Origin of the sequence: Streptomyces sp. A3M-1-3 (assembly GCF_024213665.1) — a bacterium.
Lineage (GTDB): Bacteria > Actinomycetota > Actinomycetes > Streptomycetales > Streptomycetaceae > Streptomyces.
Genome location: NZ_JANAVP010000021.1, coordinates 91,958 through 118,307, shown reverse-complemented (window position 1 = coordinate 118,307; position 26,350 = coordinate 91,958). Strand labels below are relative to the sequence as shown.

The window sequence follows — 26,350 nt, the reverse complement described above, 5'->3', positions numbered from 1 at the left end:
CCGCGACCGTAATGACACTCACCAAAATGCACTATCACTCACAAGAGTGGTCTTACGAGACAACAGGTCCCAACCCCCGGCCGAGTGGCCGGGGGTTCTGGGGTGGTCCGCGTCAGGCCGCCGGCGCCGAGAGGGCCGTGAGCAGGGACGGAGTCACCTGTTCGATCTGCCACGGGCGGGCGCCGTACGCGGCGAGGACCGCCGCCACCGCGGCCTCGGTCGGCTCGGCCGGCGGCTCCCAGCACAGGCGCCGCACGGTGTCCGGAGTGATCAGGTTCTCCTGCGGCATGTTCAGCTCCTCCGCGAGGGCGGAGACCGCCGCGCGGGCCGCCGACAGGCGGGCCGCCGCCACGGGGTCCTTGTCCGCCCAGGACCGCGGCGGGGGCGGCCCGGTGAGCGGCTGGCCGGGCTGGGGCAGCTCGGCGTCGGGCTGGGCCCTGGCCCGGTCGACCACGGCCTGCCACTGCTCCAGCTGGCGCCGGCCCATACGGTGCCCGAACCCGGGCAGCGCGGCGAGCGCGTTGGCGTTCGGGGGCAGCGCGAGCGCGGCGTCGACGATCGCCCCGTCGCCGAGCACCTTGCCGGGCGAGATGTCCCGCCGCTGGGCGATGCTGTCGCGCGCGTTCCACAGCTCCCGTACGACCGCCATCTGCCGCCGGCGCCGCACCTTGTGCATACCGGACGTACGGCGCCACGGGTCCTTGCGCGGCGGCGCGGGCGGCGCGGAGGCGATCGCGTCGAACTCCTGGTGCGCCCATTCGAGCTTGCCCTGCCGGTCGAGCTCCTTCTCCAGCGCGTCGCGCAGGTCGACGAGCAGCTCCACGTCCAGGGCCGCGTACCGCAGCCACGGCTCGGGCAGCGGCCGGGTCGACCAGTCGACCGCGGAGTGCCCCTTCTCCAGGGCGTAACCGAGCACGCTCTCGACCATCGCGCCGAGACCGACCCGCGGGAAGCCGGCCAGCCGGCCGGCCAGCTCGGTGTCGAACAGCCGGGTCGGGATCATGCCTATTTCGCGCAGGCACGGGAGGTCCTGGGTGGCGGCGTGCAGGATCCACTCGGCGCCGGCGAGCGCCTCGCCGAGGCCCGACAGGTCCGGGCAGCCGACCGGGTCGATCAGCGCGGACCCGGCGCCCTCGCGGCGCAGCTGTACGAGATAGGCGCGCTGGCCGTAGCGGTAGCCGGACGCGCGCTCGGCGTCCACGGCGACGGGGCCGCTGCCCGCGGCGAAGGCCGCGATCGCTGCGGCGAGGGCTTCCTCGGTCTCGACAACCGGGGGGATGCCTTCGCGCGGCTCGAGCAAAGGAATCGGCGCCGGTTCGACGTCGTCCGGGGGAGCGCCCCCGGTGGTTCGCAGTGGTGCGTCTGCTGCGGTCTCTTGGGCGTCGGTCACGTGTCAAGGGTATCTGTGTATGCACCGCGCCCGTCGACGGAACGTTCCGTCGACGGGCGCGCGGTGGATGTACAACGGTTATCCGGGCGAATCGCCCGGCGAATGGGTCAGTGGATGATGCCGGTACGGAGGGCGACGGCCACCATCCCGGCCCGGTCTCCGGTGCCCAGCTTGCGGGCGATACGGGCGAGGTGGCTCTTCACGGTCAGTGCGGACAGGCCCATCGAGACGCCGATGGCCTTGTTGGACTGGCCCTCGGCGACCAGCCGGAGCACCTCGACCTCACGGCCGGAGAGCTCGCGGTAGCCGCCCGGGTGGCTCGGGGCACCCGGGGGGCGGCGGTGCATACGGGCGGCGGTCGAACCGACGGGGGCGGCGCCGGGCCGGGTGGGGAGCCCGACGTTCGTACGCGTACCGGTGACGACGTAGCCCTTGACGCCGCCGGCGAGGGCGTTGCGGACGGCGCCGATGTCGTCGGCGGCGGACAGGGCCAGGCCGTTCGGCCAGCCCGCGGCTCGGGTCTCGGACAGCAGGGTCAGCCCGGAACCGTCGGGCAGGTGGACGTCGGCAACGCAGATGTCGCGCGGGTTGCCGACGCGGGGACGGGCCTCCGCGATGGACGACGCCTCGATCACGTCACGTACTCCGAGGGCCCACAGGTGGCGGGTGACGGTGGAGCGGACGCGCGGGTCGGCCACGACGACCATGGCCGTCGGCTTGTTCGGGCGGTAGGCGACCAGGCTTGCGGGCTGCTCGAGAAGAACGGACACCAGGCCTCCTGGGGGGAGTGGTGGGACGGGGCCGGCTCGGGGATGAAGCCGGGGCGAACCGTGCGGATGGTCACTGACCTCTTCGGCACGTCACCGACCCGGCTTTAGGAAATGATCACGATTTGGTGAGTAACAATTCGGGCAATTCGGACGCGCGATCGATCATGTGCGATCAGAAGCCCGCACTCCCGGACTCATGAACCCGGACCGGTGAACCCGGACTGATGAACTCCGTCAGCGGGTCTGCGGACCGCGCCGCTGCGGCAGCGACACCACCGTAGTGTCCGAGGGACCGGCCGGCGGCAGCCCGGCGATCTGGCACAGCAGATCGCACCACGCCGCGAGATGGGCCGCGGTGTCCGGCACGCCGCCCACGCCCTCGCGCGGGGTCCACGACGCACGGATCTCGATCTGCGTCGCCGGCCTGCGCTCCGACAGCCCGCCGAAGTAGTACGAACCGGCCCGGGTGACGGTGCCGCTCGCCTCGCCGTACGCGAGATCGCGCGCCTCCAGCGCGCCGGTCAGCCACGACCAGCACACTTCCGGCAGCAGCGGATCGGCCGCCATCTCCGGCTCCAGCTCCGCCCGTACGAGGGTCACCAGCCGGAAGGTCCCCTGCCAGGCGTCGTGCCCGGCCGGATCGTGCAGGAGGACGAGGCGGCCGTCCGCCAGGTCCTCGTCGCCGTCGACGACCGCCGCCTCGAGCGCGTAGGCGTGCGGCGCGAGACGCTGCGGCGGCCGGCTCGGTTCGATCTCCAGCCCCGGCCGCAGGCTGGTCTTCTGCAAGGCCTCGACCGCCCGCCGGAACGGGAGCGGGACGGAGCTCTCCTCGGTGTCTCCCACGCTGTCCACACCGTCAGCGCCATCTGAAAATCGTCCCTGAGCCGCAGCCATGCGGGGAAGACTAGGCGGAACGAGGCCGTCCCGCAGGGAGGGACACCCGGCCCGGGGCAGGCACTTCGACGTACGTGCGAAGATTCTGGGCGTGAGTGCCAACGACCGCCCCACGGGCCAGCAGACCCAGACGTACGACTCCCCCTTCCTGAAGGCGTGCAGGCGCGAACCCGTGCCGCACACGCCGGTCTGGTTCATGCGGCAGGCCGGACGCTCACTGCCCGAGTACCTGAAGGTCCGCGAGGGCACCGCGATGCTCGAGTCGTGCATGCGGCCCGACCTGGTCACCGAGATCACGCTGCAGCCGGTGCGCCGCCACAAGGTGGACGCCGCGATCTACTTCAGCGACATCGTGGTGCCGCTCAAGGCCATCGGCATCGACCTCGACATCAAGCCCGGCGTCGGCCCCGTCGTCGCCCAGCCGATCCGCTCGCGCGCCGACCTGGCGCAGCTGCGCGATCTTGAGCCGGCGGATGTCGCGTACGTCACCGAGGCCATCGGCATGCTCACGGGTGAACTCGGATCCACTCCGCTCATCGGCTTCGCCGGTGCGCCGTTCACTCTCGCGAGCTACCTCGTGGAGGGCGGCCCGTCGCGCAACCACGAGCACACCAAGGCGCTGATGTACGGCGACCCGCAGCTGTGGGCCGACCTGCTGGACCGCCTCGCGGAGATCACCTCCGTCTTCCTGAAGGTCCAGATCGAGGCGGGCGCGAGCGCCGTCCAGCTCTTCGACTCGTGGGTCGGCGCCCTCGCTCCCGCGGACTACCGCCGCTCGGTGCTGCCCGCCTCGGCGAAGGTCTTCGACGCGGTGGCGTCGTACGGCGTCCCGCGCATCCACTTCGGTGTGGGCACCGGCGAGCTCCTCGGCCTGATGGGCGAGGCGGGCGCGGACGTCGTCGGCGTCGACTGGCGAGTCCCGCTGGACGAGGCCGCACGCCGGGTCGGTCCGGGCAAGGCGCTCCAGGGCAACCTGGACCCGGCCGTCCTCTTCTCCACCCCCGAGGCGGTGCGCGCGAAGACACGCGAGGTGCTGGACGCGGCGGCGGGCCTGGAGGGCCACATCTTCAACCTCGGCCACGGCGTCCTGCCGACGACGGACCCGGACGTGCTGACGCGGCTGGTGGCCGACGTGCACGAGTCGACGGCGCGGTAGGCCGCGGCGGGGCTTCCCGAAACCGAGGGCTCCGCCCCCGAACCCCCACGCCTCAAACGCCGGCGAGGCTGGATTTCGCGGAGAAATCCAGCCCGTCAGGCGATCGAGGACACCGCCGCAGGCGTTACGCGCTCGCCTTTCGGACTGCCGTCACTGCTTTGCGGGCGGCCACCAGGACCGGGTCCCAGACTGGGGAGAACGGTGGGGCATAGCCCAGGTCCAGGGCTGTCACCTGGTCTACCGTCATGCCGGCGGTGAGGGCGACCGCCGCGATGTCCACCCGCTTCGCCGCGCCCTCCCGGCCGACGATCTGCACGCCGAGCAGCCGCCCCGAGCGGCGCTCGGCGAGCATCTTCACCGTCATCAGCGCGGCCCCCGGGTAGTAGCCCGCGCTGTTGGTGGCCTGGATCGTGGCCGCCACGAACCGCAGCCCGGCCGCGCGGGCGTCTTTCTCGCGCAGACCGGTGCGCGCGATCTCCAGGTCGCACACCTTGCTGACGGCCGTGCCGACGACGCCCGGGAACGTCGCATAGCCGCCGCCCGCGTTCGCGCCGATCACCTGGCCGTGCTTGTTGGCATGGGTGCCCAGCGCGACATGGCGGCTGCGGCCCGCGACCAGATCGAGCACCTCCACGCAGTCGCCGCCCGCCCAGATGTTCTCGTGGCCGCGCACCCGCATCGACAGGTCGGTCAGCAGGCCCCCGTACTCGCCGACCGGCAGCCCGGCGGCGCGCGCGAGAGCCGTCTCGGGCTCCACGCCGATGCCCAGGACCACCACGTCCGCCGGATACTCCGCGTCCTGCGTGGCCACCGCGCGGACCCGCCCGTCTCCGCCGGTGAGGATCTTGGTCACCTCGGCTCCCGAGACGGTCGTGATACCGAGCCCGTCCATCGCCTCGTGCACCAGCCGGCCCATGTCCGGGTCGAGCGTCGACATCGGCTGCGCGCCCCGGTTCAGCACGGTCACCTCGTAGCCCCGGTTCAGCAGCGCCTCGGCCATCTCCACGCCGATGTAGCCCGCGCCGACGACGACCGCCCGGCGGCCCTCCGTACGCGCGAGCGTGTCCAGCAGGGCCTGTCCGTCGTCGAGGGTCTGTACGCCGTGCACCCCCGGCGCGTCCATGCCGGGCAGCGGCGGCCGGACCGGGCGCGCGCCCGTCGCGACGACGAGCTTGTCGTAGCCGGTCCACGCCTCGGCGCCCGATTCGAGGTCACGGGTGCGGACCCGGCCGCCCGGCACGTCGATCTCCGTGACCTCCGTCCGCATCCGCAGGTCGATCGCGCGCTCGCGGTGCTCCTGGGGCGTACGGGCGATCAGGTCGTCCCGCTCGGTCACCAGGCCGCCGACCCAGTACGGGATGCCGCAGGCGGAGTACGACGTGAAGTGGCTCCGCTCGAAGGCCACGATCTCCAGCTCGTCCGGGCCCTTGTGCCTGCGGGCCTGCGACGCGGCGGACATGCCCGCCGCGTCGCCTCCGACGACCACCAGCCGCTCTGCTGCCATTGCGCGTCCCTCCGGTCCGTGACTGCGGAACACGCTACGTGCGAGCGGCGGTTCAGTCCCGCTCGGGCCGCTGCGGCTCCGGCTCTTCTCCTGCAGGGACGTGCCGGGGCAGCGGAACATTCCCCGGCGCCGCGGTGGGCGCATCCACCGCCGGGGCCTTCCGGCGCGGCAGCCGGGTGCGTACCAGCAGCCACAGCAGGACGAGCGCCGCAGCCGCGGCGGCGAACGGCAGCACCGCGCCGATCACGACCGTGATCCAGCGCAGGGTCGCGACGAACGCGTCCCAGCCGCCGCCGAGGGCGTCGAGGAAGCCGGGATCGTCGTCCTTCTTCTCCTCGCGCTTCGTCTCGGGCTCGGAGACCTCCAGCGTGATCGTGGCCATGCTCGTTCGGTCCTTCAGCGACGCCTGCTGGGCCAGCAGCGCTTCAAGATCGGCCTGACGCGTGCTCAGCTCGCCTTCGAGCATGACGACATCGCTCAGCTTGGTCGCCTTGTCCATCATCTCCCGCACCCGCGCGACGCTCGCCTGCTGCGTCCTGATGCGGCTGTCGACGTCCACCACCTGCTCGGTGACGTCCTGGGCGCCGACCTTGCGGCCGATGAGCTTGCCAGTGCCCTCGATGTCGGCGAGCACGCCCGCGAACCGGTCGGTGGGCACGCGCAGCACGAGCTTCGAGAAGATCCCGCCGTCGTCGTCCCGCTCTGTCGTCTCGTTGCCGACGAAGCCCCCGGCCGACTCGGCGGCGGAGCGGGCCACCTCGAGCGCCTTCTGCGCGCTCTTCACCTCCACGGTGAGCGTCGCCGTACGGATGATGTGGTTCCGGGGGACCGCAGGCTTCTTCGCCCCCGGCTCGGTGGGCTGCTTCGCCCCGGTGTCGGCGGCTCCGCCCCGGTCCGCCGCCGCCTCCGGGCCGGCCGCCTTGCTGTCGCCCCGGCTCAGTTCGGCAGTGTCACTCGCGCCGCACCCGCCGACCGCGAGCACGGCGGTGAGGAGAACGGCTGCCGTCGCCATGAGTCGTCGTCGCCCTGACCTGCTGGCTGCGCGCATAACGGGTACCCCCGGTGGATGGTGGTTGATGTCGCAGGTTCGACGCGCGGGCCCCGGGAACGGGTTGCCCCTTCCTGATCCCGATGCGGTCACGGTCAGGACTCGTAACGGTGTGTGCAACGGGTCTGAGAGAGTGGACCCATGCACGAAGCGGACAAGCGTACGGGCCATGTCGTCGTCATCGGGGGCGGGATCGCCGGACTGGCCGCCGCCCACCGGCTGCTCGGCGCAGGGGTGCGCGTGACCGTTCTGGAGGCCTCCGGCCGGCTCGGCGGCAAGCTGCACGCCGGTGAACTCGCGGGCGTACCCGTCGACCTCGGCGCGGAATCGATGCTGGCCAGGCGCCCCGAAGCGGTGGACCTGGCCCGCGAGGTGGGGCTCGACGCGCGACTTCAGCCGCCGGCCACCGCGACCGCCGCCCTCTGGACGCGCGGCGCGCTGCGCCCGATGCCCAAGGGGCATGTGATGGGTGTGCCCGGCGATCTCGCGCCGCTCGCCGCCTCCGGAGTCATGTCGGACGCGGGCTTGCGCCGGATCGGACAGGACGCCGAACTGCCGCCGACCGAGATCGGCGACGATGTCGCGGTCGGCGAGTACGTCGCGGCCCGGCTCGGCCGCGAGGTCGTCGACCGGCTCGTGGAGCCGCTGCTCGGCGGGGTGTACGCGGGCGACGCTTACCGCATCTCGATGCGCGCGGCCGTCCCCCAGCTCTTCGAAGTCGCGCGGACCCACCGCTCGCTGGGCGAGGGGGTACGGGAACTTCAGGCCCGCACCGCCGCCGGGCCAGGGGCGACCGGTCCCGTCTTCCTGGGTATCGAGGGCGGCGTGGGCCGGCTCCCGCTCGCCGTGGCCGAAGCCTGCCGGGCCGCCGGCGCGGAGATCCTCACGGGAACCCCGGTGCGTGAGCTGACCCGCGTCGCGACCGGCTGGCGCATCGTGACGGCCGTCGGCGCCGGGGCCGCCCCGTCCAGCACTGCCGCTGCGGGCACCGGGGGTACCGGGGTCGGCCGGTCCGGGACGCGCCGCGGCGGCGACACCGCCGGAACGACGGCCTCGCCGCATGTGATCCACGCGGACGCCGTCGTCCTCGCGACGCCCGCGGCCCCCGCTGCGGACCTGCTCGCGGCGGCCGCTCCGGCCGCCGCGCGCGAGCTGCGCGCCGTCGAGTACGCCTCCATGGCCCTGGTCACCATGGCCTTCCGGCGCGCCGACGTGCCGGCCGGGCTCACCGGCAGCGGCTTCCTCGTGCCGCCCGTGGACGGCCGGACCATCAAGGCGTCGACCTTCTCCGCCAACAAGTGGCGCTGGGTCGGCGAGGGCGACCCGGACCTGTTCGTCCTGCGCACCTCGGTGGGCCGCTACGGCGAGGAGGCGGACCTGAAGCGGGACGACGCCGAGTTGGTCGACGTCTCGCTCGCCGACCTCGGCGAGGCAGTGGGTCTCGCGGCCCGCCCGGTCGCCTCCGTCGTCACCCGCTGGAACGGCGGACTGCCGCAGTACCCCGTGGGCCACCTGGGCCGCGTGGCCCGGATCCGCGAGGCGGTGGGGCGGCTGCCGGGTCTGCGGGTGTGCGGTGCGGTGTACGACGGGGTGGGCATCCCGGCCTGCATCGCGAGCGCCCGCCGCGCCGCCGACGAGGTGCTGGCCACCCTGGCGCCGGTCACGGGACGTGACGCGGGACAATAGCCGCATGACTGCTCCTGAAAAGACTCCCAACGCCGGCAAGAAGGCCAAGGACCTCAACGAGGTCATCCGCTACACCCTGTGGTCCGTCTTCAAGCTGCGCGACGTGCTGCCCGAGGACCGCGCCGGTTACGCCGACGAGGTGCAGGAGCTGTTCGACCAGCTCGCGGCGAAGGACATCACCGTCCGCGGCACGTACGACGTGTCCGGCCTGCGCGCCGACGCCGACCTCATGATCTGGTGGCACGCGGAGACCGCGGACGAGCTCCAGGAGGCGTACAACCTGTTCCGCCGCACCAAGCTGGGCCGCGCGCTGGAGCCGGTCTGGTCGAACATGGCGCTGCACCGCCCCGCCGAGTTCAACAAGTCGCACATCCCGGCCTTCCTGGCCGACGAGACGCCGCGCAACTACGTCAGCGTCTACCCCTTCGTACGCTCGTACGACTGGTACCTGCTGCCCGACGAGGACCGCCGCCGCATGCTCGCCGACCACGGCAAGATGGCCCGTGGCTACCCGGACGTGCGCGCCAACACGGTCGCGTCCTTCTCGCTCGGCGACTACGAGTGGCTGCTCGCCTTCGAGTCGGACGAGCTGTACCGCATCGTCGACCTGATGCGGCACCTGCGCGCGTCCGAGGCACGGATGCACGTACGTGAAGAGGTGCCGTTCTACACCGGGCGCCGGAAGTCCGTCGCCGAGCTGGTGGCCGGACTCGCCTGACGGGTGCCCGCCGGGGCGGTCGCGGCCGGGGCCGCCGGGGTCAGCGACCCCGGTGCCCGCTCCGGCCGCCGCCCGACAGGGCGGCACGCAGCGCCGGGTCCCGCACCACCGCCACCCCGTGGACGGCGACGGCGGTGAGAAACTCCCGGTCGTCTCCCGCGCTGTCGCCGGACAGGCAGCCGAGCAGCCGCTGCCCGGCGGGGGAGGCCCACCTGGAGTACGGGTGTACCTCGACCCGGGCGATGGCCAGAACTGCGCGGCGACTGGGTTGGGCCGGTGCCCGGGCGGTCTGGTGCGACCAGATCGGGAAGGCCGGCGCCGCCGGCGAGGTCCCGTGCCTCGTGCCACGGCGTCGCACGGTAGGCCGAACTCCGGCCCGGCGGAGGTCAGGAGCTGCTGCTGCAGCTGGAGCCGGAGCTGCTGCTGCAGCTCGAGCCCGAGCTGCCAGAGCTGCCCGAACCGCAGCTTGAGCCCGAGCTGCAGCTTGAGCCCCCGCCCCGGCCTCCGCCACCGCCGCCGCAGCCTCCGCCCCCTCCGGGGCTGGATGCGGCGCACCACACCACGACCCCCGCGGCGGCGTCGTCGCCGCCCGTGCTTCGCGCCGCGGCGCGCCGTTCCCGGGCCGCCGCCACCAACTGCGCCCGCAGTAGCGGGTCCGGCAGGGCGCCCAGGCCCTGCGTGCCCACCAGGACCGCCGGATGCGTCGCGTACGCCTGGGCCGTGCGGTACTCGCGCAGCGCCTGCTGCCCGGCCCTCGTGATACGGCTCTTCGCGATCCCCGCGCACACCGCGCCCGTCACCGCGCCGCCGATCAGCGCCGGCGCCACCAGCACGATGAAGGGGAACCCCGCGTCGAACGGATCCTCGTCCACGAACTGCACGATCGTGAGAACGAAGGCGAGCGGGAAGCCCAGGAAGCAGCCGACCGCCTGGGCCAGGCCCCAGATCCGCCACTTCCGGTTCTCGCGCGGCGCCGCCATCAGGCCGCGCGCCGCCAGGCCGTCCCCGATCTCCTGTACGGCCGGACTGCGCATCACCGCGAAGCGCAGCGTGTGCAGCGCACCGCTCGGCGCCTCCGCATGCGCATCCAGTACGGCGCGCTCGACCGGTTCGCGGACCGCGCTGTACGGATGCACGGAGACGATTCCGGGGCCGCCGATGGACAGCCGGCCGTCGGTGGCCATCGCGACGATGGCGGTGTCCACGACCCGGGCGGGGCCGCCGGCCAGGAAGGCCCCCTCCATCACATCGTGGACATGGCCGCCGGACGGACCGTTCCTGCGGGCGCCGGCCAGACCGGCGATCAGCGCGACGGACGACGCTCCGAGGGCGAGGTAGCAGAGCACAGCGACAACGTTCACGGCGGTCACCTCCTGACCAGGGCGGCACGAGCCGCCCGTACGAAGCGGGTGGTACGGGTGGGCGGCTGCGGGGCGGCACGTTCGCGCCACCAGTCGGTCAGCCGGCGGCGTACGGCCGGGTCCTCGGGCATCTGGGCGATCAGCAGATGCTCGGCGAAGTCGAGGGCGTCACGGCGGTATCCGTCCGTCATGGGGCGGGCCTTGGCGTACGCGAGGAACGTGCGGCGGTAGCGGTCGCCGAGGATCCGCGGCAGCTCGGGGGCGACCTTGGCGATGACGTCCGCCCGCTTGGCGGCGAGCGCCCGGCTCTGCACGCGCAGGCGACGCGCGTCGAAGCGCTCCGGGGCGGGGGTGCCGGCGACGAGCGCGGACAGCAACGCGGTCTGCGCAAGCGCCAGCCGGGTCCGGGCGGCGCCGTCGTCGGCCGCGACGCCCCCGGCCTCCGTGCCGGGCACGGCGCCCCGCGCCATGGGCGCACCCGGCAGGACGGTCGTCGCCCCGGAGCCCCGGGCGACGCTGCGCCCTGCCGCTCCGCTCACGTGCGAACCGGCTGCGGGTCCGCCCGCCGCGGCGCGCAGGGGCGCCGAGGTCGCGGGCGACTGCGGCTTCGCCAGTGTCGCGCGGATCGTGGTGAGTTCCGACGCCAGTTCCGCCTCCGGCGGGAAGTCGTCGTCCCGTTCCAGCAGCACCCCCGGCGGATCGGTTCGCGCGCGCAGTTCCGCCAGGATGTCCAGGACCGGGCGGGTCACCGGGTGCGCGTGCGTGTCGTGCCACACTCCGTCCCGCTCGACGCCGCCCGCGACATGGACGTACGCGATCGCCTCGACCGGCAGCTCGTCCAGCGCCGCCGCCGGATCCTCGCCCCGGTTCACCCGGTTCGTGTGGAGGTTCGCGACATCGATCAGCAGCCGTACTCCGGTCCGCTCGACCAGCTCCGCCAGGAACTGGCCCTCCGTCATCTCCTCGTCCGGCCAGGAGATGAGCGCGGCGATGTTCTCGACGGCCAGCGGCACGGGCAGTGAGTCCTGCGCGATACGAACGTTCTCGCACAGCACCGCGAGAGCGTCCCGGGTGCGCGGCACCGGCAGCAGATGGCCCGCCTCCAGGCGGGGGGAGGCCGTGAGCGGGCCGCCCGCCCGTACGAACGCGATGTGCTCGGAGACCAGCGGCGAACCGAGCGCCTCGGCGCGGGCCGCCAGGTCCGCGAGGCGTCCCGCGTCCGGGCGCTCCGCCCCGCCGAGGCCCAGCGAGACGCCGTGCGGGACGACGAGTGTGCCGCGCTCGCGCAGCCGGAGCAGCGATTCGGGCAGATGGCCGGGGCAGAGGTTCTCGGCGACGGCCTCGACCCAGTCGACACCGGGCAGCCGTTCCACCGCGTCGGCGATTTCCGGCCGCCAGCCGATGCCGGTCCCCAGGCGAGTCATGGGCTCCATGTTCCCCTCCTCTGCTCCGTACGTTCGACGGGTGCTGGGGTAATGGCCCCGGCGGAGCGCGGCGAACCCAGAGGAGGGGACGTTCAGAGCTTCATTTGAGGTTCCGGCAGAGTTCCGGGCGAGGTTCCGGAGTGGAACCCGTTATTCCATCCGGTGGCCCTGCGGCTCGGGCCGGTTGGTGTTGATCACGGACCCGTTGTCCAGCTCCTCCGTCGGCTGGGCGGACGGCCGCGAGGTGAACTTCTGGTCCGTGCCCGTCGGCACGGCCGGGACCGGCACCTGCGGCACCGAGGAGCCGGGCGGCGGAGGTCCGGTCGGGCTGGCGGTGGCGCCGCCGGCGGCCTCGTTGGCGAGGGCGTCGAAGTCCACGAGCCCGGTGTTCTCCAGCATGGTGATGTGGTCCAGGACCGTCTGGTTGGCGTCGGTCGCCAGCTGCCGTATGAGGGTGTTACGGGTCGTGTGCCGGACCTGCGCGACCAGGCTGAAGACCTTGCCGTGGGCGTTGCGCAGCAGCTGCACGAACTTCCGCTCGTACGTCTTTCCGGTCGCGGCGGAGAGTTCCTGCAGCCAGCCCTGCTGCTGCTCGTTGGGCACGTTCGGCAGCTCGACACTCAGCTTGGCCGCCACCAGGCGGGCCCGCTTGTCGAGGTCCGCGTGCCCGACGACGAGGTGGTCGCCGGTGGCCTTGATGGCCTCACTGGGCGCGCGCTCGATCGCCTGCTGTCCTGCGGGCAGCTCCCACAGCCCCGCGAGCCGCACCTTGACCAGGAAGTCCCGGTCGGTGGCGGACAGCGGTCCCCACTGGGTCGCGACCGTCGACGCGTTGAGATTGGCCTGCCCGGTGCCGGAGCGGTCCGCGTAGGACCACACCGGGAAGGCGAGGGCGCCGAGGGTCGCGACGAGGGCCGCGATGATGAGAGCTGTTCCGTTGATGCGTCGCAATGTGTTTCTCCCGGGCAGATGCGTTACACCGTCGAACCAAACCGCCGACTGAACAGGCGTTCAACCTACTTGCAGGTATTGGTGGGTACGAATTTCGTCACCGCTCTGTTCAAGGGGAGAGCAAAGCGGCCTGTGGGCCTGCTGTTTCAGCCAGCGGCAGTTTCAGCCGCGCAGCGCCGGGTGGTCGGCGACCACCGTGCACGAACCCGGTGCGATCTCCGTGAATCCGGCATCCCGGACGACCGGCAGCCCGCTCGTGGTGAGTTCACGCCACAGCTGTGGCCCTGGGGTCCGTACGGACAGCGGGAAGCCCGCGCCGCGCCACGCCGCCCGTTCCGTCGCCGGCAGCTCCCACCAGGCGAGTTGGGCGCCGTGGCCCGCCTGGGCCATAGCCTTGCCGGCCGACATTCCTAGGTCCGGGTTCAGCCACAGCACCGGAGCGGTGAGGTCGGGACCGGCCGGCGGCTCGGGATCGTCGAGGTCGGTGCCCGACACCTGGAGCTTGGCCAGCTCCTTGGGCCAGCCGTCCAGCGGAACCGGCGGAAACACCCGCACCTGCGCCGACTTGCCGGTGACGGTGATGCCCGGCAGCGTCCCGGCCCGCCGCCACTCCGCCCCGCGCGCCCGCCGTACGACCTTGCGGATCCGGGCGTCCTGCCAGTCCCGCACCGCCGCGGCCCACTCTCCCCCTGGCTCCGCCGGGGGGACCCCCACGCCGCGCGACCGCTCGTCGGAGAGCAGGACGAGAACCGCGCGCGCCGCCGTCTCCAGCGCGTCGGTGCGCGCCGGGGGTTCGGCCCGTTCGATACGGACCACCAGCGGCAGCACGAACTGCGGTGCCGCGTCGCGCCGGGTCTGTTCGTGCCGGAAAGGGCTGTCGGGGGTGGCGTTGGCGTTGTTGTACTGGTTGTTCACGCCGCTCAGTTTGCCAGGCCGTGACGTGAGCATTGTTGGCGGAGCCGATGCCTCCGGGTGAGGATGCGCCGTATGAAGAGCGATCTTTTTGCCTCCGAGAACATGGTCCAGCCCGCCACCGCACCCGGGATGACCCTGCAGAACGCCAAGTCGATCAAGTACGCCGTGAACGGGGAGATGCTCGCGCGACAGGGATCGATGATCGCCTTCCGCGGCAACCTCCAGTTCGAACGCAAGGGCCAGGGCATAGGCGGCATGCTCAAGCGCGCCGTCACCGGCGAGGGCCTGCCCCTGATGGCGGTCCGCGGCCAGGGCGAGGCGTGGTTCGCGCACGAGGCCGCCAACTGCTTCATCGTCGACCTCGACCAGGGCGACGCGCTGACCATCAACGGCCGCAACGTGCTGTGCTTCGACGCCACCCTCTCGTACGAGATCAAGACGGTGAAGGGTGCCGGTATGACCGGCGGCGGACTCTTCAACAGCCTCTTCACCGGCTACGGCAGGCTCGGCGTGATCTGCGAGGGCAACCCGCTGGTCATCCCCGTCTCCCAGCAGGCCCCGGTGTACGTCGACACCGACGCGGTCGTCGGCTGGAGCGCGCAGCTGAACACCTCCCTGCACCGCTCGCAGAGCGTCGGCTCGATGCTGCGCGGCGGTTCCGGCGAGGCCGTCCAGCTGATGCTCCAGGGCGAGGGCTTCGTGATCGTACGGCCGAGCGAGGCGAAGCCCGAGAAGGCCACCGCCAACTGACACCGCCGGTACGCTCGTACGTATGGACGAGAACCAGCCGTATTGCGAGACGCCGGCCGGCCGCGCGCCCGCGGTCGTGCCCGGCGGCCCGCCGTACGCCGACTGCGTACGGTGCGGCAAGCCGACCGAGTACGCAGTGGCGACGCCGGGCATCGTGCTGTGCCCGGTCTGCGAATGGCAGGAGGCGCAGCGCAGCGCCTGCTCCGGCTGATCACTTCTCGATGAGTTCGGAGACCTTCACGAAGCGGTAGCCGCGCCTGCGCAGCTCCGGCACGATCCGCTCGATCGCCTCGTCGGTGACCGGCGCGGCGCTGCGCGTGCAGTGCATCACCACCACAGAACCGGGCCGCACGCCGGCGAGCACCTGCTCCGCCACGGCGTCCGCGTCGCTCGCGAACGCGTCGCCGCTGACCACGTCCCACTGCACCGCGGTGACCCCGGCCGGGGCGAGCGCGCGTAGCGCCCGGTCGTCGTAGCAGCCGCCGGGGAAGCGGAAGTACGGCACGGTGTTGCGCGCACCCGCCTTGCGGAAGGCGGCGAATGCCCGCTCCACATCGGCGCGCGCCGCCTTGTTGTCGAGGGCGGGCAGGCCGTAGCAGGGCGACTTGAAGGCGTGGTGGCTGTACGAGTGGTTGGCGATCTCGAAGAGCGGATCGGTACCGATGGACCTGGCCTGGTCCGGATACTCCTCGGCCCACCGCCCGGTCATGAAGACCGTCGAAGGCACCTTGAGGCGGCGCAGTGAGGCGATGAGCGCCGGGTTGTCGAAGTGCTCGCCACGGGCTGCGCGCGGGCCCTGATCCGCCGTCATGTCGGCGTCGAAGGTGAGCGCGACGGTCTTCTCCCCGGCGGAGGTGCGGGCGCGCTCGAAGACGGGCGTCAGGCCGGCGGGGCCGGGGGCCATGGTGGGCGGTTTCGACTGCGGTGAACCGGGAGCGGTCGCCGCGGGCGGGGAGGCGGATGCGCTACGGGCCGCGGTGGGTCCGGGGCGCGGATCGGAGCCCCCGCAACCGGTAAGTACGGCACCGAGAACCGCAGCCGCCGCCAATCTTCCTACAAAAATGGTCACTCGCGGAAAATATACGATCATGTAAGGAGTGTCGGCTCGCGGCACCCCAGACGGCGAAGCCGTCACCCTGTCGGCGGGCGCCCGGTGCCCCGGAGAGGAAGCGGTCCGCGCTGCTGAAGGTGACCTCGACGATCCACCCCTGGCCGGTCTCGGTCCGGGCAGCCCCCACCGTCCCGCCGCCGCCACCCCGCGTCGGGGCGGGGCCGGCAGGGCCGAGGTGCGCGGGTGTGGGACGGTCCGCCTCGGCGACGGTACCGCTCGCGCCCTCGGCCGGCAGTGTCCTCACGGCGACGGTACGGCCGCAAACCACAACTGCGGTCGCGGTGACGGCGGTTGGCTCACCACATCGGAAACCTTCTTTCCGCGAGGCCGGTGAACACGACTCCCGTCCCACGCGTATCAGTGGTCGGACGCGTCCCCCCGGTTTCCGTCGGCGACCGGGCTCCGTACCCCCGCAGGAGGCGACGAGTTGAGTCACAGGCGCATATCGAAGCGAAAGGCCGTTCTCGCAGGAGCCGGAGCCGTGGGCATCGCCGCGGCCGCCGTGCTGCTGCCGCAAGCCAATGCTTCGCAGTCCGGGTCCGAGCCCCCGTCAGGGCCCGCCCCCAGGGCGGTGAGCGCCGCGTCGGCGGCGGACCTCGTCGCGCAGCTGGCCTCGCAGCTCGGCGAAGCGGCCTATGGAGGGGCGTACTACGACGCCGAGAAGCAACAGGTCGTCGTCAACGTCGTGGGCAACAACAACAACGTGAACGTCGAGGTCAAGAAGGCCGGCGCGGTGGCCAGGCAGGTGCAGAACAGCGCCGGCGAACTGAAGTCGGCCACGCGGTCGCTGACCAAGCGGGCCAGCATTCCGGGCACGGCGTGGGCCTTCGACCCGCGGACCAACCAGATCCTGGTCACGGCGGACCGCACGGTCACCGGTGAGCGCTGGAACAGACTGGAGAGCGCCGTGGGATCGCTGGGCACGGGCATGGCCCGTATCCAGAAGTCCGCAGGCGAGTTCAAGCCGTTCATCGAGGGCGGCGACGCCATCTTCGGGGGCGGCGCGCGCTGTTCCCTCGGATTCAACGTGACCACCGACGACGGGCAGCCCGGCTTTCTCACCGCGGGGCACTGCGGTGTCGCCGCCGAGCAGTGGTCGCAGGACCCGAACGGCGCGCCCATCGGTACGGTGCAGGCGGCGACGTTTCCGGGCGACGGCGACTTCGCACTCGTCACGTACGACGACCCGGGCACCGACGCCCCGAGCGCGGTCGACGTCGGCGGCGGCCAGACCGTGCAGATCACCCAGGCGGCCGACGCGGCCGTCGGCCAGCAGGTGTTCCGGATGGGCAGCACCACCGGGCTCAGGGACGGCGCGGTGACCGGGCTCAATGCCACGGTGAACTACCCGGAAGGCACCGTCACCGGGCTCATCCAGACCAGTGTCTGCGCGGAACCGGGCGACAGCGGCGGTGCGCTCTTCACACCCGACGGGAGTGCGATCGGCCTCACCTCCGGCGGCAGCGGAGACTGCACCTCCGGCGGCGAGACCTTCTTCCAGCCGGTGACGACCGCACTGGCCGCGGTCGGCGCTGAGATCGGCGCGGGCGACGGCGCGGGCGACGGCCCCGGCCAGAACGGCTGACCCGGAAATCCCTTTCATGACGGCTGACTTGCGACTTCTGTCGCGCTGTCCCCTCTCGTAACGTCGACACGGTTTGAAACGGCCATGACGACCAAGAGGGTGTTCATGCGCAGACGTCTGCTTCAGTTGGTCCTCGCTTCGCTGGTCGGCGCCGCGATCGTCACCGCCCCCGCGGCCGCGGCGCCGCCCGGCCCGCCCGATGTGTACCGGCCGGTACGCGGACCCGCCGCGCCGGCCGAGTACCGGTACCTGCAGAAGACCTGGCCGGGAGAGTCGATTCCGCGCCACGCCCACGCCGACGCCGCGACGCAGGCGCGGCAACTGCCCACTGTCGGCGGGCGCTGGAAGTCCGTCGGGCCCACCAACATCGGCGGACGCATCGTCTCGCTCGCGCTCGACCCCAGGCGCGCCGACACCGTCTACGCCGCCGCGGCCAGCGGCGGGATCTGGCGCAGCACCGACGCCGGGCAGACCTTCCGGTCCGCGTGGCCGGACGACTGGACGCAGGCGATGGGGGCGGTCGCCACGGGCCCGGACGGCACCCTCTACGCCGGCACGGGCGAGCCCAACCCCGGCGGCGGCAGCATCACGTACGAGGGCACGGGCCTCTACCGCAGCACCGACGGCGGTTCCCACTGGCGGCCGATCGGGCTGCGCGACTCCGGCGCGATCAGTGCGATCACCGTGGACCCCGCCAACCCGCGGCGCATCTACGCGGCCGCGGCCGGCTCGCTCTACAACGGCGGCGGCGACCGGGGCGTCTACCGGTCCGACGACGGCGGGACGACCTGGCAGCGGATCCTCACCGGCGCCAACGAGTTCACCGGTGCCACCGAAGTGGTGGTCAACGGGAACACGCTGTACGCCGTGATGTGGGACCACCGCCGCCGCCCCGACCTGCGCACCTACGGCGGCGTGGGATCGGGCGTCTTCCGCAGCACCGACGGCGGGGCGACCTGGCAGCGACTGGGCGGCGGCCTGCCCGAGCAGGGCCCCGACGTGGGGCGGATCGGTCTCGCCGTCGCAGGCGACCGGCTCTACGCCATCGTCAACAAGACCAGCGGCCCTTTCGAGGGCTTCTACGCCTCCACCGACGGCGGCGACACCTGGAACCGGACCCCGGCCAACAAGGCCCTCACCGACTCGCAGTCGAGCTTCGGCTGGTGGTTCGGCAAGATCTGGGCCGACCCGAAGGACGCCCGGCACGTCCACGTCGCCGGGGTCGCCCTGCTGACCACCAAGGACGGCGGCGCCACCTGGACGCACGACGACACCAGTATCCACGTCGACCACCACGCGATGGTCTGGGATCCGCGCCGCCCCGGCCGCGTCTACCTCGGCAACGACGGCGGGGTCTACCGCTCCGACAGCGACGGTGACGGCGGCTGGGTCAAGGCCCGCCACGAGCCGTACACCCAGCTCTACAGCGCGGCGATCACCCCGCAGGACACCGGCCGGATCTCCGGCGGAGCGCAGGACAACGGATCGCTGCGCTCCTGGGGCGGGGAGGGCTTCAACGAGTATCTCGGCGGGGACGGCGAGGAGAACCTCATCAACCCGACGGACGTCGACAACGTCTACGCCTGCTACCAGTACGGCAACTGCTTCCGCTCCACCGACGGCGGCGACACGCTGACGTACTTCGCCGACAAGACCACCTTCAAACGGCGCAACTGGTTCACGCCCGTCGTCTTCGACCCGCGCGATCCGCAGATCCTCTACTACGGCGCCGAGGTACTCAACCGCTCCACGGACGGCGGCGTGACCTGGCAGCCCATCAGCGGCGACCTGACCGGCGGCCCGGGCGCCGACCCGATCTACACCAACTACGGGACGATCACGACGATCGCACCGGCGGGCGACGGGCGCACCGTCTACGCCGGCACCGACGACGGCCGCGTCTGGGTCACCAAAGACCTGGGCGCGACCTGGACGAAGCTGGCCGAGGGCCGGGGCTGGGTGACCCGTGTGGTAGTGGACCCGGCCGACCCGGCCCGTGTCTACACCACCCACTCCGGCTACCGCGCGGGCTCCCGGCTGCCCCACGTCTACGGCAGCACCGACGGCGGCCGACACTGGAAGGACCTGTCCGGCAACCTGCCGGCCGCACCGGTCAACGACCTGGTCATCGGGCGGGGACACGTCCTGTACGTGGGCACCGACCACGGCGTGTTCGCCGGCCGGGCCGGCGGCGGCAACTGGCACCGCCTCGGCCGTGGCATGCCGCTGGTCCCGGTCGACGACATCGAGTACGACGCCGGGCACCACCGCCTGGTCGCCGCCACCTTCGGCCGGGGCTTCTACGAGCTGACCACCCCCTGACCAGAGAGCCTGACCAGCGGGCCTGACCAGTGGGTCTGACCAGGGAGCGGACCCCGGGCGACTACCGTCCGGGGTCCGCGCGGCCTAGCGTGGAAGCGTGCGCGGCGACCTGGTGACGCTGTCCCTCTGCGGCGACGTGATGCTCGGCCGCGGCGTCGACCAGATCCTTCCCCACCCCGGTGATCCGGCACTGCGGGAGACGTTCCTGGACGACGCCGGGACATACGTCGAGCTGGCGGAGGCGGCGAACGGTCCGATCCCTCGTCCCGTCGACTACTCCTGGCCGTGGGGCGATGCCCTCCAGGCACTCGACGCGAGCGCGCCCGACGTCCGGGTGGTGAACCTGGAGACGAGCATCACCCGAAGCGACGACTTCGCGCCGGGGAAGGCGGTGCACTACCGGATGCACCCGGCCAACCTGCCCTGCCTGACCGCCGCCCGGCCCGACGCGTGCGTCCTGGCCAACAACCACGTACTGGACTTCGGCCACCGGGGACTGGCGGAGACGCTGGACACCCTGACCGGCGCGGGCCTGCGGGCCGTGGGCGCGGGCAGGGACGCGGATGAGGCGCGGCGGCCCGCGGCCGTCGCCGTCGCCGGCGCCGGCCGGGTCCTGGTCTTCTCCTGCGGAATGTCGTCCAGCGGCATTCCGCCGAGCTGGGCCGCGGCCGAGGACCGGCCCGGTGTCGACTTCGTACCCCAGCCGTCCCAGGCCGCGGCGGCGGAGCTCGCCGACCGCGTGCGGCAGGCGAAGCGACCGGGGGACGTGGCGGTCGTCTCCGTCCACTGGGGATCGAACTGGGGCTACGGCATCCCGCGGGAACAGGTGCGCTTCGCGCACGCGCTGATCGACGGCGGGGTCGATGTCGTGCACGGCCACTCCTCGCACCATCCCCGCCCCCTGGAGGTGTACCGCGACAAGCTCATCCTGTACGGCTGCGGCGACTTCATCGACGACTACGAGGGCATCACCGGCTATGAGGAGTACCGGGACGACCTGCGGCTGCTGTACGTCCTCTCGGTGCGGCCGGAAACCGGCAGACTGGCCGCCGCGCGGATCACACCCCTGCGGTCCCGCCGGCTGCGCCTCCAGCACGCCTCGGCCGAAGACGCCGCGTGGCTGCGGGCCACGCTGAACCGCGTAAGCCGCGCCTTCGGCACCCATATCGCCGAGGCCACCGACGGCGGCGACGGCATGCTCACCCTGGGCTGCTGAGAGCACCCGGCCCCGGCCGGCACACAGGTGCCGGCCGGGGCCGGGTCGGCTCGGAGTCAGGCCTCGGAGCCGGTCAAGGGCCGCTCGGCATCGCGCAGCAGCTCGATCAGGGAGGTGCGGGCGCGGGCCACACGGGAGCGCACCGTTCCCACCGGGCAGCCGCTGACCAACGCCGCCTCGGCGTACGGCAGTCCCAGCAACTGGGTGAGTACGAAGGCCTCGCGACGCTCGTCCGGAAGCGTGGCCAGCAGTTCGGAGAGGGCGACTCCGTCCTCGAACCCCGGCGCGTCACGCGGTTGGGCCTGTTCGGCCGCGGACTGCCAGTCGTCGGTGCCCGACAGCCTGGGGCGGGCGGCGGTGTAGCGGAGGCTGTCCACCACGGCGCGCCGGGCTATGGAGAGCAGCCAGGTGCGCGCCGAGGAGCGGCCTTCGAAGCGGTGCAGGCTGCCGAGCGCGCGCAGGAACGTGTCCTGGGTCAGGTCGTCGGCCGACTGCGGGTCCGCGCTCAGGTAGGCCACGTAACGCCAGACGTCGCGGTGCAGTGCGCATACAAAGCGTTCCACGGCAGCCGGATCGCCACTGCCTGCGGCGAGCGCCCAGCCGGTGATCGCTTCGTCATTCGTGCGCACGGATGTGCTGACGCGTCTCGGCGGGCGCGTGCCGGTGGTCTGCGGCGGGCGGGGGAGGAGGGCAGGGTTCATCGCCTGGTGTCCTTTTCGACAAATCCGGGATCCGGCAGCCGCGTTCGGGCGGGGCCGGTGAGGTGGGTACGGCGCCGCGTGGGGCAGCGCCGATGCCCGTCGCCGCGGTGGTGAAGGCACCGTCGCGGCGGCGGGGAACTGGCCGTCAGAAGACAGCGATCCCGGAGGGCGGACCCCGTGAGGTGATGGCGTGCACAAGCAGAAGCTGCCGCAGGGCTTGGGCCGGGCGGGCGCGGCGGACGCGGATGCGCGGCCGGTAGGGATACGCGGGGAGCCGTAGCGGCAGTCGAAGTGGAGCGGCGATCCAGGCGGCCAGGGAGCGCAGGATACGGAAGGCGGCCTGCTCACCGTGGGCCAGCCAGAGGCCGCACAGCAGGGCGGCCAGCAGGTGCGCGGCCAGCATCCCACTCGGCGACATGTCACCCATGCCGTGGCTCACCGGCATGACCGTGTGGTCCGGCATGGCGTGCATGGTGTGGTGGGCGTGCTCGCCCATGGACGGCATATCGGCAGGCCGAAGCGGTTTCGCCTCCGACGCTCCGCACAGCAGGTACTGCGCCCACTGCCGGCCCAACGACGCGCCGTCGGCCAGCTGAGGTCTCACCACCGCCTGGGCCAGGGAGAACCCGGAGTGCAACGCCGCCTGGGTGGTGACCACCGCGAAGGCGACCGTGAGGAACCCGCGTTCCCGGCCGGCCAGCACCCACGCCATGGCACCGCTCGTGGCGAATGCGGTGCACATCGCCCACCAGGGGGCGTCCGCTCCTGACATGAGGACGTGGCCGAGAGCCGCGAGCAGCACGCAGGCGGCTGCGAACACCGCAGCCCGTACCGCGCGACAGCTTCGACTCGGAGTCATGGCGGCCTCATCCTCGCATCCGTCCCGCGCTCGCAGGCGGCGGGTCCGGAATGTTCTACGCGCCTCCGGTGGCCTCCAGTTCACCCCGGGGCATGTGGCGCAGGACACATGAAACCCGGGGAACTCCGCGTCGGTGCGAGCCGACTTCTGACAAGGTCCCAGTGGCCGATCGAGTCGGCGTGGAACGGAGAACACCTGTGGAGGCGGAGCGGAAGGCACCGACCGCATCGGCCGGAACGGGCCGGCGGCAACCCGCTGTCGGCGCCCTGACAGCGCTGCTGACCTGCGCGATGGCGTTCTCGATGATGCAGCTGTTCCTGCTCGGTGCGCTGGGGCCGCGGCTCGTCGGCGAACTCGGTATCTCGCCCACGGTGCTCGGCCTGACGACGACGGTCGGCTTCGGGACGGCCGCCGTGCTCTCCCCGGTGGGCGGCCGGGTGGTGGACCGGGTGGGCCCGCGCCGCTGCCTGGTGGCGCTGTTGCTGGTGTCCGCCGCCGCACTGGGGCTGATCGGCGCTGCCCCTGGCACCGGGCTGCTGCTCGCGGCGGTGGCCTTGGGAGGTCTGCCCCAGGCATTGGCCAATCCCGCGACCAACAAGGCGATCCTTGCCGCGGTCCCGCCGCCCGCACGCGGTTCGGTGACCGGCATGAAGCAGTCCGGGGTGCAGCTCGGCGCATTCGCCGCCGGTCTGCCGCTGGCGGCTCTGGCCGGCGGTATCGGCTGGCGGGGCGCGGTGTGGACGGCGGCCGGCACGGCTGTCGTGGCAGCTGTCTGGGCCGTCCGTATGCTCCCGGCGGATCCGCCGGAGGGGACCTCGGCTGCCCCGGGGCCGCGTCCGTCGATGATCCCCCGGGGCACTGTTGCCTGGCTGGCGGGTTTCTCTCTGCTGCTGGGCTGCGGGATCGCGTCGGTCAACACCTATCTCGCACTCTTCGGTGCTCAGCGCCTCGGGCTGGGGCCCACCGCGGCCGGCGCGCTGGTGGCTGTGCTGGGCGTCGCCGGAATCGCGGGCCGGGTGGGCTGGTCGCGAGTGGCCGGTCGTCCGGGGCGCGCCGCGTGGCTGCCGGGATGGCTGGCCGCGGGAGCGGTGTCAGCGGCCCTGCTCCTCGCGGGAGCGACCCTCCTACACCCGCTGGCATGGGTGGCGGCGGCGGCCGTGGGCGTGTTTGCCGTCTCGGCCAACGCCGTCTCCATGGTGCTGGTCATGCAGCGTGCGGCGCCGGGCCGGGCGGGACTGGACTCGGCGCTGGTCGCGGCGGGTTTTTTCGCCGGTTTCGCGGTGGGGCCGCCGCTGTTCGGTCTTCTCGCGGAAGCCGGGCACTACGGACCCGGCTGGCTGCTGGTCGCCGGAGAGTTCGCGGGCGCGTGCGCGGTGGCTGTGCTGTGGGCGGTACGGGACCGTCGCCGAACGCCGGTCGTTTCCGTATGACCACGGCGGACTGGGCAGAGCGCGCGCTGGCGGCCCTCCTCGGCCGCGTTGCGGTCACCGAGGCCGAGGTCGGTCACCGGTTCCCGCTCTTCGCCGACCCGGACGGCGGCCGCTGGACGACCACGGGCCGCGGTTCGTGGACCGGTGGGTTCTGGGCCGGGCTGCTGTGGCTGCGGGCGCTGCACACCGGCGCCGAGGGTGACCGGGCCGTGGCGTCGGCATGCACCGGACGCCTGGCCGACTGGGTACCGGCCGACACCGCCACCCGCGGGCTGATCCTCTGGTACGGGACCGCCCTGGCGACCGGTGACGCGAGGGCGGCCGAGCTCCGGGAGCGGGCCGGCCGTACCTGCCTGGCCGCGATGGATCCGCGACTCGGCCTGGTGCCCTGGGGATCGGCCTTCGGCGGCCCCCGGCTGCTGGCGCGGGTCGACGGAGTTCCCGGCATGGTGCCGCTGCTCGCTGCCGTGGGTCCCGAGGGTGCGGCAGCGGCCGGGTCCCATCTGGACCGGCATCTCGATGTGTGCCTGCACGAGGGACTGCTGCGGCCGGCCTGCCGCTTCGAGGCGGAAACCGGCTGGCGCGCGTGTGATGACCCGCCGCCGGGCTGGAGCCGGGGAAGTGCGTGGCTGATGCTGGCGGTTGCCGACGCGATCCACTGCCTGGGGGCCGACGAGCGGAAGCCGCGGCGGCTCGCGGCGGCCCGGCAACTGGCCGCTCCGTGGACGGTGGCGGGGGCGCCACTCGTTCCGGCAGCCGACGCGGCCCTGCCGGACGGTCCGTCCGACACGTCCGCCGCCGCGATCGCCGCCGTTGCCCTGCTCAAACTCGCCCGCACGGCAGGGCCGCAGGCGACCGAATTCCAGGCCCGCGCCGTCGCGACCCTTCACCATCTGGCCCACGCCCATCTGACCGGAACCGGAGCAGGCCGTCCGCCCGGCATGCTGCTGAACGGCTGCTACGACGCCGCCCGTGGGACGGCGGTACGACACGAGTTGGTGTGGGGGGACTTCTTCCTGGCATTCGGCCTCGCGGCCCTCATCGGACTCGTGGACGTCCGGGCCGCATAGTGTCCTGTCCGGCCGATCATGCCGGGCTCGCGTGCCCGCAGTGACATCAGCCGCTCCGCGGCGGGCCGCGCCTCGCCGCGTTGTCGTCGGTCGCCGACGTCCCCCACACAGCTACCTCTGCGGGTGCCCCCAGAGGTGCCCCCACCGCGTCGCCCGTCGCGGCAGCGACTGATGTCACGGCCTCCTCCGCCTTGCGATCCGCGGCACCAGACCTCCCAGATCCGGCCTGATCGACCGGACAGGACCTCAAGAACACCTCCGGTCGGCCGTCTGGCGCCCGCGTTCGCGCAGCACTCGACGGGCCACCGACGTCATGTGCAGCTCGTCCGGGCCGTCCAGGATGCGGGCCGTCCGGCCGGTGCGGAACAGCGCGGGCAGCGGGGTGTCCGGCCCGAGCCCGGCCGCCCCGTAAATCTGGATGGCGGCGTCCGCCACCTGCTGGAGCATGCGGGCCGCGGCAACCTTGGCCAGGCCCACTTCCACTTGCGCGTCCTGGCCGGCGTTGATCCGGGCCACGGCTTCGTAGACCAGCGGGCGCGTGGTGCGCAGCGCGAGCAGCGCCTCGAAGACGTGGCGCTGTACGAGTTGGTGGTCGGCGAGCGGACCGTACGACCGGGTGCGCGTGTTGGCCCGCTCGCCCATCAGGTCGAAGGCGCGCCGGCCCTGACCGAGCCAGCGCAGGCAGCGCAAGGTGCGGCCGAGCTGCAGCCGTTCTCCCGCGATGGCCAGTGCCTTGCCGCGCTCGCCCAGCAGGTGATCGGCGGGCACGGTGACGCGGTCGAGTTCGATCTCCCACTGTCCGCCGGCGCCGAGCACGGGCAGCTCGCGCACCACGCGGAAGCCCGGGGTATCGGTCGGGACCAGGAGAAGGGAGAGCCCTTCGCGGTCCGGCGGTGCGCCGGCGGTGCGCGCGAGGACGGTCACCAGGTCGGCTTCGCCGGCGCCGGAGGTGAACCACTTCCGCCCGCTGACGGTCCAGCTGCCGTCCGTCCTCTGGGCGGCGCGGGTTTCGGTGAGGAACGGATCGGTGCCCGGGGTGTCGGGTTCGGTCATCGCGTAGCAGGTACGCAGCTCCCCGGCGGCGAGCCGCTCGGGGTAGAGCCGGCGCACGCGGTCGGAGCCGTGCCGCCGCAGCATCAGTACGTCCAGCAGTGTCGCCGAGCCCAGCGCGGCCGGCCCATGGTCGCTGGCCCCCTCCGCTTCGGCGATATGCGCGTACGTCGACAGTGGTACGCCCTGGCCACCCAGTTCGGCCGGGAGCGGCAGGGCCCACAGCCCCTGATCCCTGGCCTGGGACTGAAGGTCACGCATGGTGGCTGCGGCCGCGGGCCCGCCGGCATCGAGCGTGGCCTCACTCGGCATGACCCGGCGGCGTACGAAGTCGGTGACCCGGTCCCTCAACTTCACCGCCTGCGGCGGACATTCGGGAAGGCCGCGCACCATTTCGCCCTGGTTCTCCACCGTTTTTCCTCCAGCCTGTCGGGAACCC

24 protein-coding genes are annotated in these 26,350 nt (G+C 72.6%); 10 read left to right on the top strand and 14 right to left on the bottom strand.

Annotation, left to right across the window (positions count from 1 at the left end; translation table 11 throughout):
* Positions 1-112: 112 nt before the first annotated feature.
* The 3 genes from NLX86_RS23300 to NLX86_RS23290 all read right to left on the bottom strand — a co-directional run bounded on the left by NLX86_RS23300 (position 113) and on the right by NLX86_RS23290 (position 3,054).
* Positions 113-1,390, bottom strand: a complete 1,278-nt coding sequence (locus tag NLX86_RS23300; protein ID WP_254373713.1) for a ribonuclease D — start codon at positions 1,388-1,390, stop codon at positions 113-115.
* A gap of 107 nt (positions 1,391-1,497) precedes the next feature.
* Positions 1,498-2,160, bottom strand: coding sequence for a response regulator transcription factor (locus NLX86_RS23295; RefSeq protein ID WP_254373712.1), 663 nt, complete (start codon positions 2,158-2,160; stop codon positions 1,498-1,500).
* Positions 2,161-2,394: 234 nt separating this feature from the next.
* Positions 2,395-3,054, bottom strand: coding sequence for a DUF3000 domain-containing protein (locus NLX86_RS23290; protein ID WP_254373711.1), 660 nt, complete (start codon positions 3,052-3,054; stop codon positions 2,395-2,397).
* Positions 3,055-3,145: 91 nt separating this feature from the next.
* Between NLX86_RS23290 and hemE the strand changes: the two genes are divergently transcribed.
* Positions 3,146-4,210, top strand: coding sequence for a uroporphyrinogen decarboxylase (gene hemE / locus NLX86_RS23285; RefSeq protein ID WP_254373710.1), 1,065 nt, complete (start codon positions 3,146-3,148; stop codon positions 4,208-4,210).
* 124 nt (positions 4,211-4,334) lie between these two features.
* On the opposite strand, the gene NLX86_RS23280 is transcribed toward hemE, so the two are convergent.
* Together NLX86_RS23280 and NLX86_RS23275 are read right to left on the bottom strand one after the other, a co-directional pair.
* Positions 4,335-5,714, bottom strand: a complete 1,380-nt coding sequence (locus tag NLX86_RS23280) for an FAD-dependent oxidoreductase (protein ID WP_254373709.1) — start codon at positions 5,712-5,714, stop codon at positions 4,335-4,337.
* 52 nt (positions 5,715-5,766) lie between these two features.
* The gene (locus NLX86_RS23275; protein WP_254373708.1) at positions 5,767-6,726 is read right to left on the bottom strand and encodes a DUF4349 domain-containing protein; all 960 of its coding nucleotides are present in this window, start codon (positions 6,724-6,726) and stop codon (positions 5,767-5,769) included.
* A 177-nt stretch (positions 6,727-6,903) separates the two neighbouring features.
* Here NLX86_RS23275 and hemG point away from each other — a divergent pair, with 177 nt between their 5' ends.
* The gene (gene hemG / locus NLX86_RS23270) at positions 6,904-8,448 is read left to right on the top strand and encodes a protoporphyrinogen oxidase (protein WP_254373707.1); all 1,545 of its coding nucleotides are present in this window, start codon (positions 6,904-6,906) and stop codon (positions 8,446-8,448) included.
* Positions 8,449-8,452: 4 nt separating this feature from the next.
* Complete coding sequence (gene hemQ / locus NLX86_RS23265; RefSeq protein ID WP_254373706.1) at positions 8,453-9,166, top strand: hydrogen peroxide-dependent heme synthase; 714 nt, start codon at positions 8,453-8,455, stop codon at positions 9,164-9,166.
* A gap of 40 nt (positions 9,167-9,206) precedes the next feature.
* Here the strand turns inward: hemQ and NLX86_RS23260 are convergent, their stop codons facing one another.
* The 5 genes from NLX86_RS23260 to NLX86_RS23240 form a co-directional block, all read right to left on the bottom strand.
* Entirely contained in the window at positions 9,207-9,524 is a 318-nt protein-coding gene (locus NLX86_RS23260) for a hypothetical protein (protein WP_308409633.1), read from the bottom strand.
* Positions 9,525-9,552: 28 nt separating this feature from the next.
* Complete coding sequence (locus tag NLX86_RS23255) at positions 9,553-10,527, bottom strand: TIGR04222 domain-containing membrane protein (RefSeq protein WP_254373705.1); 975 nt, start codon at positions 10,525-10,527, stop codon at positions 9,553-9,555.
* Between the two features lie 5 nt (positions 10,528-10,532).
* Complete coding sequence (locus NLX86_RS23250) at positions 10,533-11,960, bottom strand: DUF692 domain-containing protein (protein WP_254373704.1); 1,428 nt, start codon at positions 11,958-11,960, stop codon at positions 10,533-10,535.
* Between the two features lie 141 nt (positions 11,961-12,101).
* Positions 12,102-12,902, bottom strand: a complete 801-nt coding sequence (locus NLX86_RS23245; protein WP_254373703.1) for a DUF4142 domain-containing protein — start codon at positions 12,900-12,902, stop codon at positions 12,102-12,104.
* Between the two features lie 162 nt (positions 12,903-13,064).
* Positions 13,065-13,850 carry a peptidyl-tRNA hydrolase gene (locus NLX86_RS23240; RefSeq protein ID WP_374213940.1) on the bottom strand — a complete coding sequence of 262 codons (786 nt, stop codon included), beginning with the start codon at positions 13,848-13,850 and terminating at the stop codon, positions 13,065-13,067.
* 39 nt (positions 13,851-13,889) lie between these two features.
* On the opposite strand from NLX86_RS23240, the gene NLX86_RS23235 reads away from it, so the two are divergent.
* Both NLX86_RS23235 and NLX86_RS23230 read left to right on the top strand, forming a co-directional pair.
* Entirely contained in the window at positions 13,890-14,567 is a 678-nt protein-coding gene (locus tag NLX86_RS23235) for an AIM24 family protein (RefSeq protein WP_254373701.1), read from the top strand.
* A 22-nt stretch (positions 14,568-14,589) separates the two neighbouring features.
* Positions 14,590-14,778, top strand: a complete 189-nt coding sequence (locus tag NLX86_RS23230) for a hypothetical protein (RefSeq protein ID WP_254373700.1) — start codon at positions 14,590-14,592, stop codon at positions 14,776-14,778.
* Here the strand turns inward: NLX86_RS23230 and NLX86_RS23225 are convergent, their stop codons facing one another.
* The gene (locus tag NLX86_RS23225) at positions 14,779-15,657 is read right to left on the bottom strand and encodes a polysaccharide deacetylase family protein (RefSeq protein ID WP_254373699.1); all 879 of its coding nucleotides are present in this window, start codon (positions 15,655-15,657) and stop codon (positions 14,779-14,781) included. It lies immediately after the preceding gene.
* A 448-nt stretch (positions 15,658-16,105) separates the two neighbouring features.
* On the opposite strand from NLX86_RS23225, the gene NLX86_RS23220 reads away from it, so the two are divergent.
* The 3 genes from NLX86_RS23220 (at position 16,106) to NLX86_RS23210 (ending at position 20,801) form a co-directional block, all read left to right on the top strand.
* The gene (locus NLX86_RS23220) at positions 16,106-17,263 is read left to right on the top strand and encodes a S1 family peptidase (RefSeq protein WP_254373698.1); all 1,158 of its coding nucleotides are present in this window, start codon (positions 16,106-16,108) and stop codon (positions 17,261-17,263) included.
* Between the two features lie 84 nt (positions 17,264-17,347).
* Positions 17,348-19,585 carry an exo-alpha-sialidase gene (locus NLX86_RS23215; RefSeq protein WP_254373697.1) on the top strand — a complete coding sequence of 746 codons (2,238 nt, stop codon included), beginning with the start codon at positions 17,348-17,350 and terminating at the stop codon, positions 19,583-19,585.
* Positions 19,586-19,682: 97 nt separating this feature from the next.
* Positions 19,683-20,801 carry a CapA family protein gene (locus NLX86_RS23210; RefSeq protein WP_254373696.1) on the top strand — a complete coding sequence of 373 codons (1,119 nt, stop codon included), beginning with the start codon at positions 19,683-19,685 and terminating at the stop codon, positions 20,799-20,801.
* 56 nt (positions 20,802-20,857) lie between these two features.
* Here the strand turns inward: NLX86_RS23210 and NLX86_RS23205 are convergent, their stop codons facing one another.
* Both NLX86_RS23205 and NLX86_RS23200 read right to left on the bottom strand, forming a co-directional pair.
* Positions 20,858-21,502 carry a sigma-70 family RNA polymerase sigma factor gene (locus tag NLX86_RS23205; protein WP_254373695.1) on the bottom strand — a complete coding sequence of 215 codons (645 nt, stop codon included), beginning with the start codon at positions 21,500-21,502 and terminating at the stop codon, positions 20,858-20,860.
* 145 nt (positions 21,503-21,647) lie between these two features.
* Positions 21,648-22,361 carry a hypothetical protein gene (locus NLX86_RS23200; RefSeq protein ID WP_254373694.1) on the bottom strand — a complete coding sequence of 238 codons (714 nt, stop codon included), beginning with the start codon at positions 22,359-22,361 and terminating at the stop codon, positions 21,648-21,650.
* A gap of 290 nt (positions 22,362-22,651) precedes the next feature.
* On the opposite strand from NLX86_RS23200, the gene NLX86_RS23195 reads away from it, so the two are divergent.
* Both NLX86_RS23195 and NLX86_RS23190 read left to right on the top strand, forming a co-directional pair.
* Complete coding sequence (locus NLX86_RS23195) at positions 22,652-23,791, top strand: MFS transporter (RefSeq protein WP_374213944.1); 1,140 nt, start codon at positions 22,652-22,654, stop codon at positions 23,789-23,791.
* Positions 23,788-24,861 (top strand): sugar ABC transporter permease, encoded by a 1,074-nt coding sequence (locus NLX86_RS23190; RefSeq protein ID WP_254373693.1) that lies wholly within the window; start codon positions 23,788-23,790, stop codon positions 24,859-24,861. Before NLX86_RS23195 ends, NLX86_RS23190 begins: the two co-directional genes overlap by 4 nt.
* 246 nt (positions 24,862-25,107) lie before the next feature.
* Here NLX86_RS23190 and NLX86_RS23185 read toward each other — a convergent pair whose 3' ends face one another.
* Entirely contained in the window at positions 25,108-26,304 is a 1,197-nt protein-coding gene (locus NLX86_RS23185) for an acyl-CoA dehydrogenase family protein (RefSeq protein ID WP_254373717.1), read from the bottom strand.
* Between the last annotated feature and the right edge of the window lie 46 nt (positions 26,305-26,350).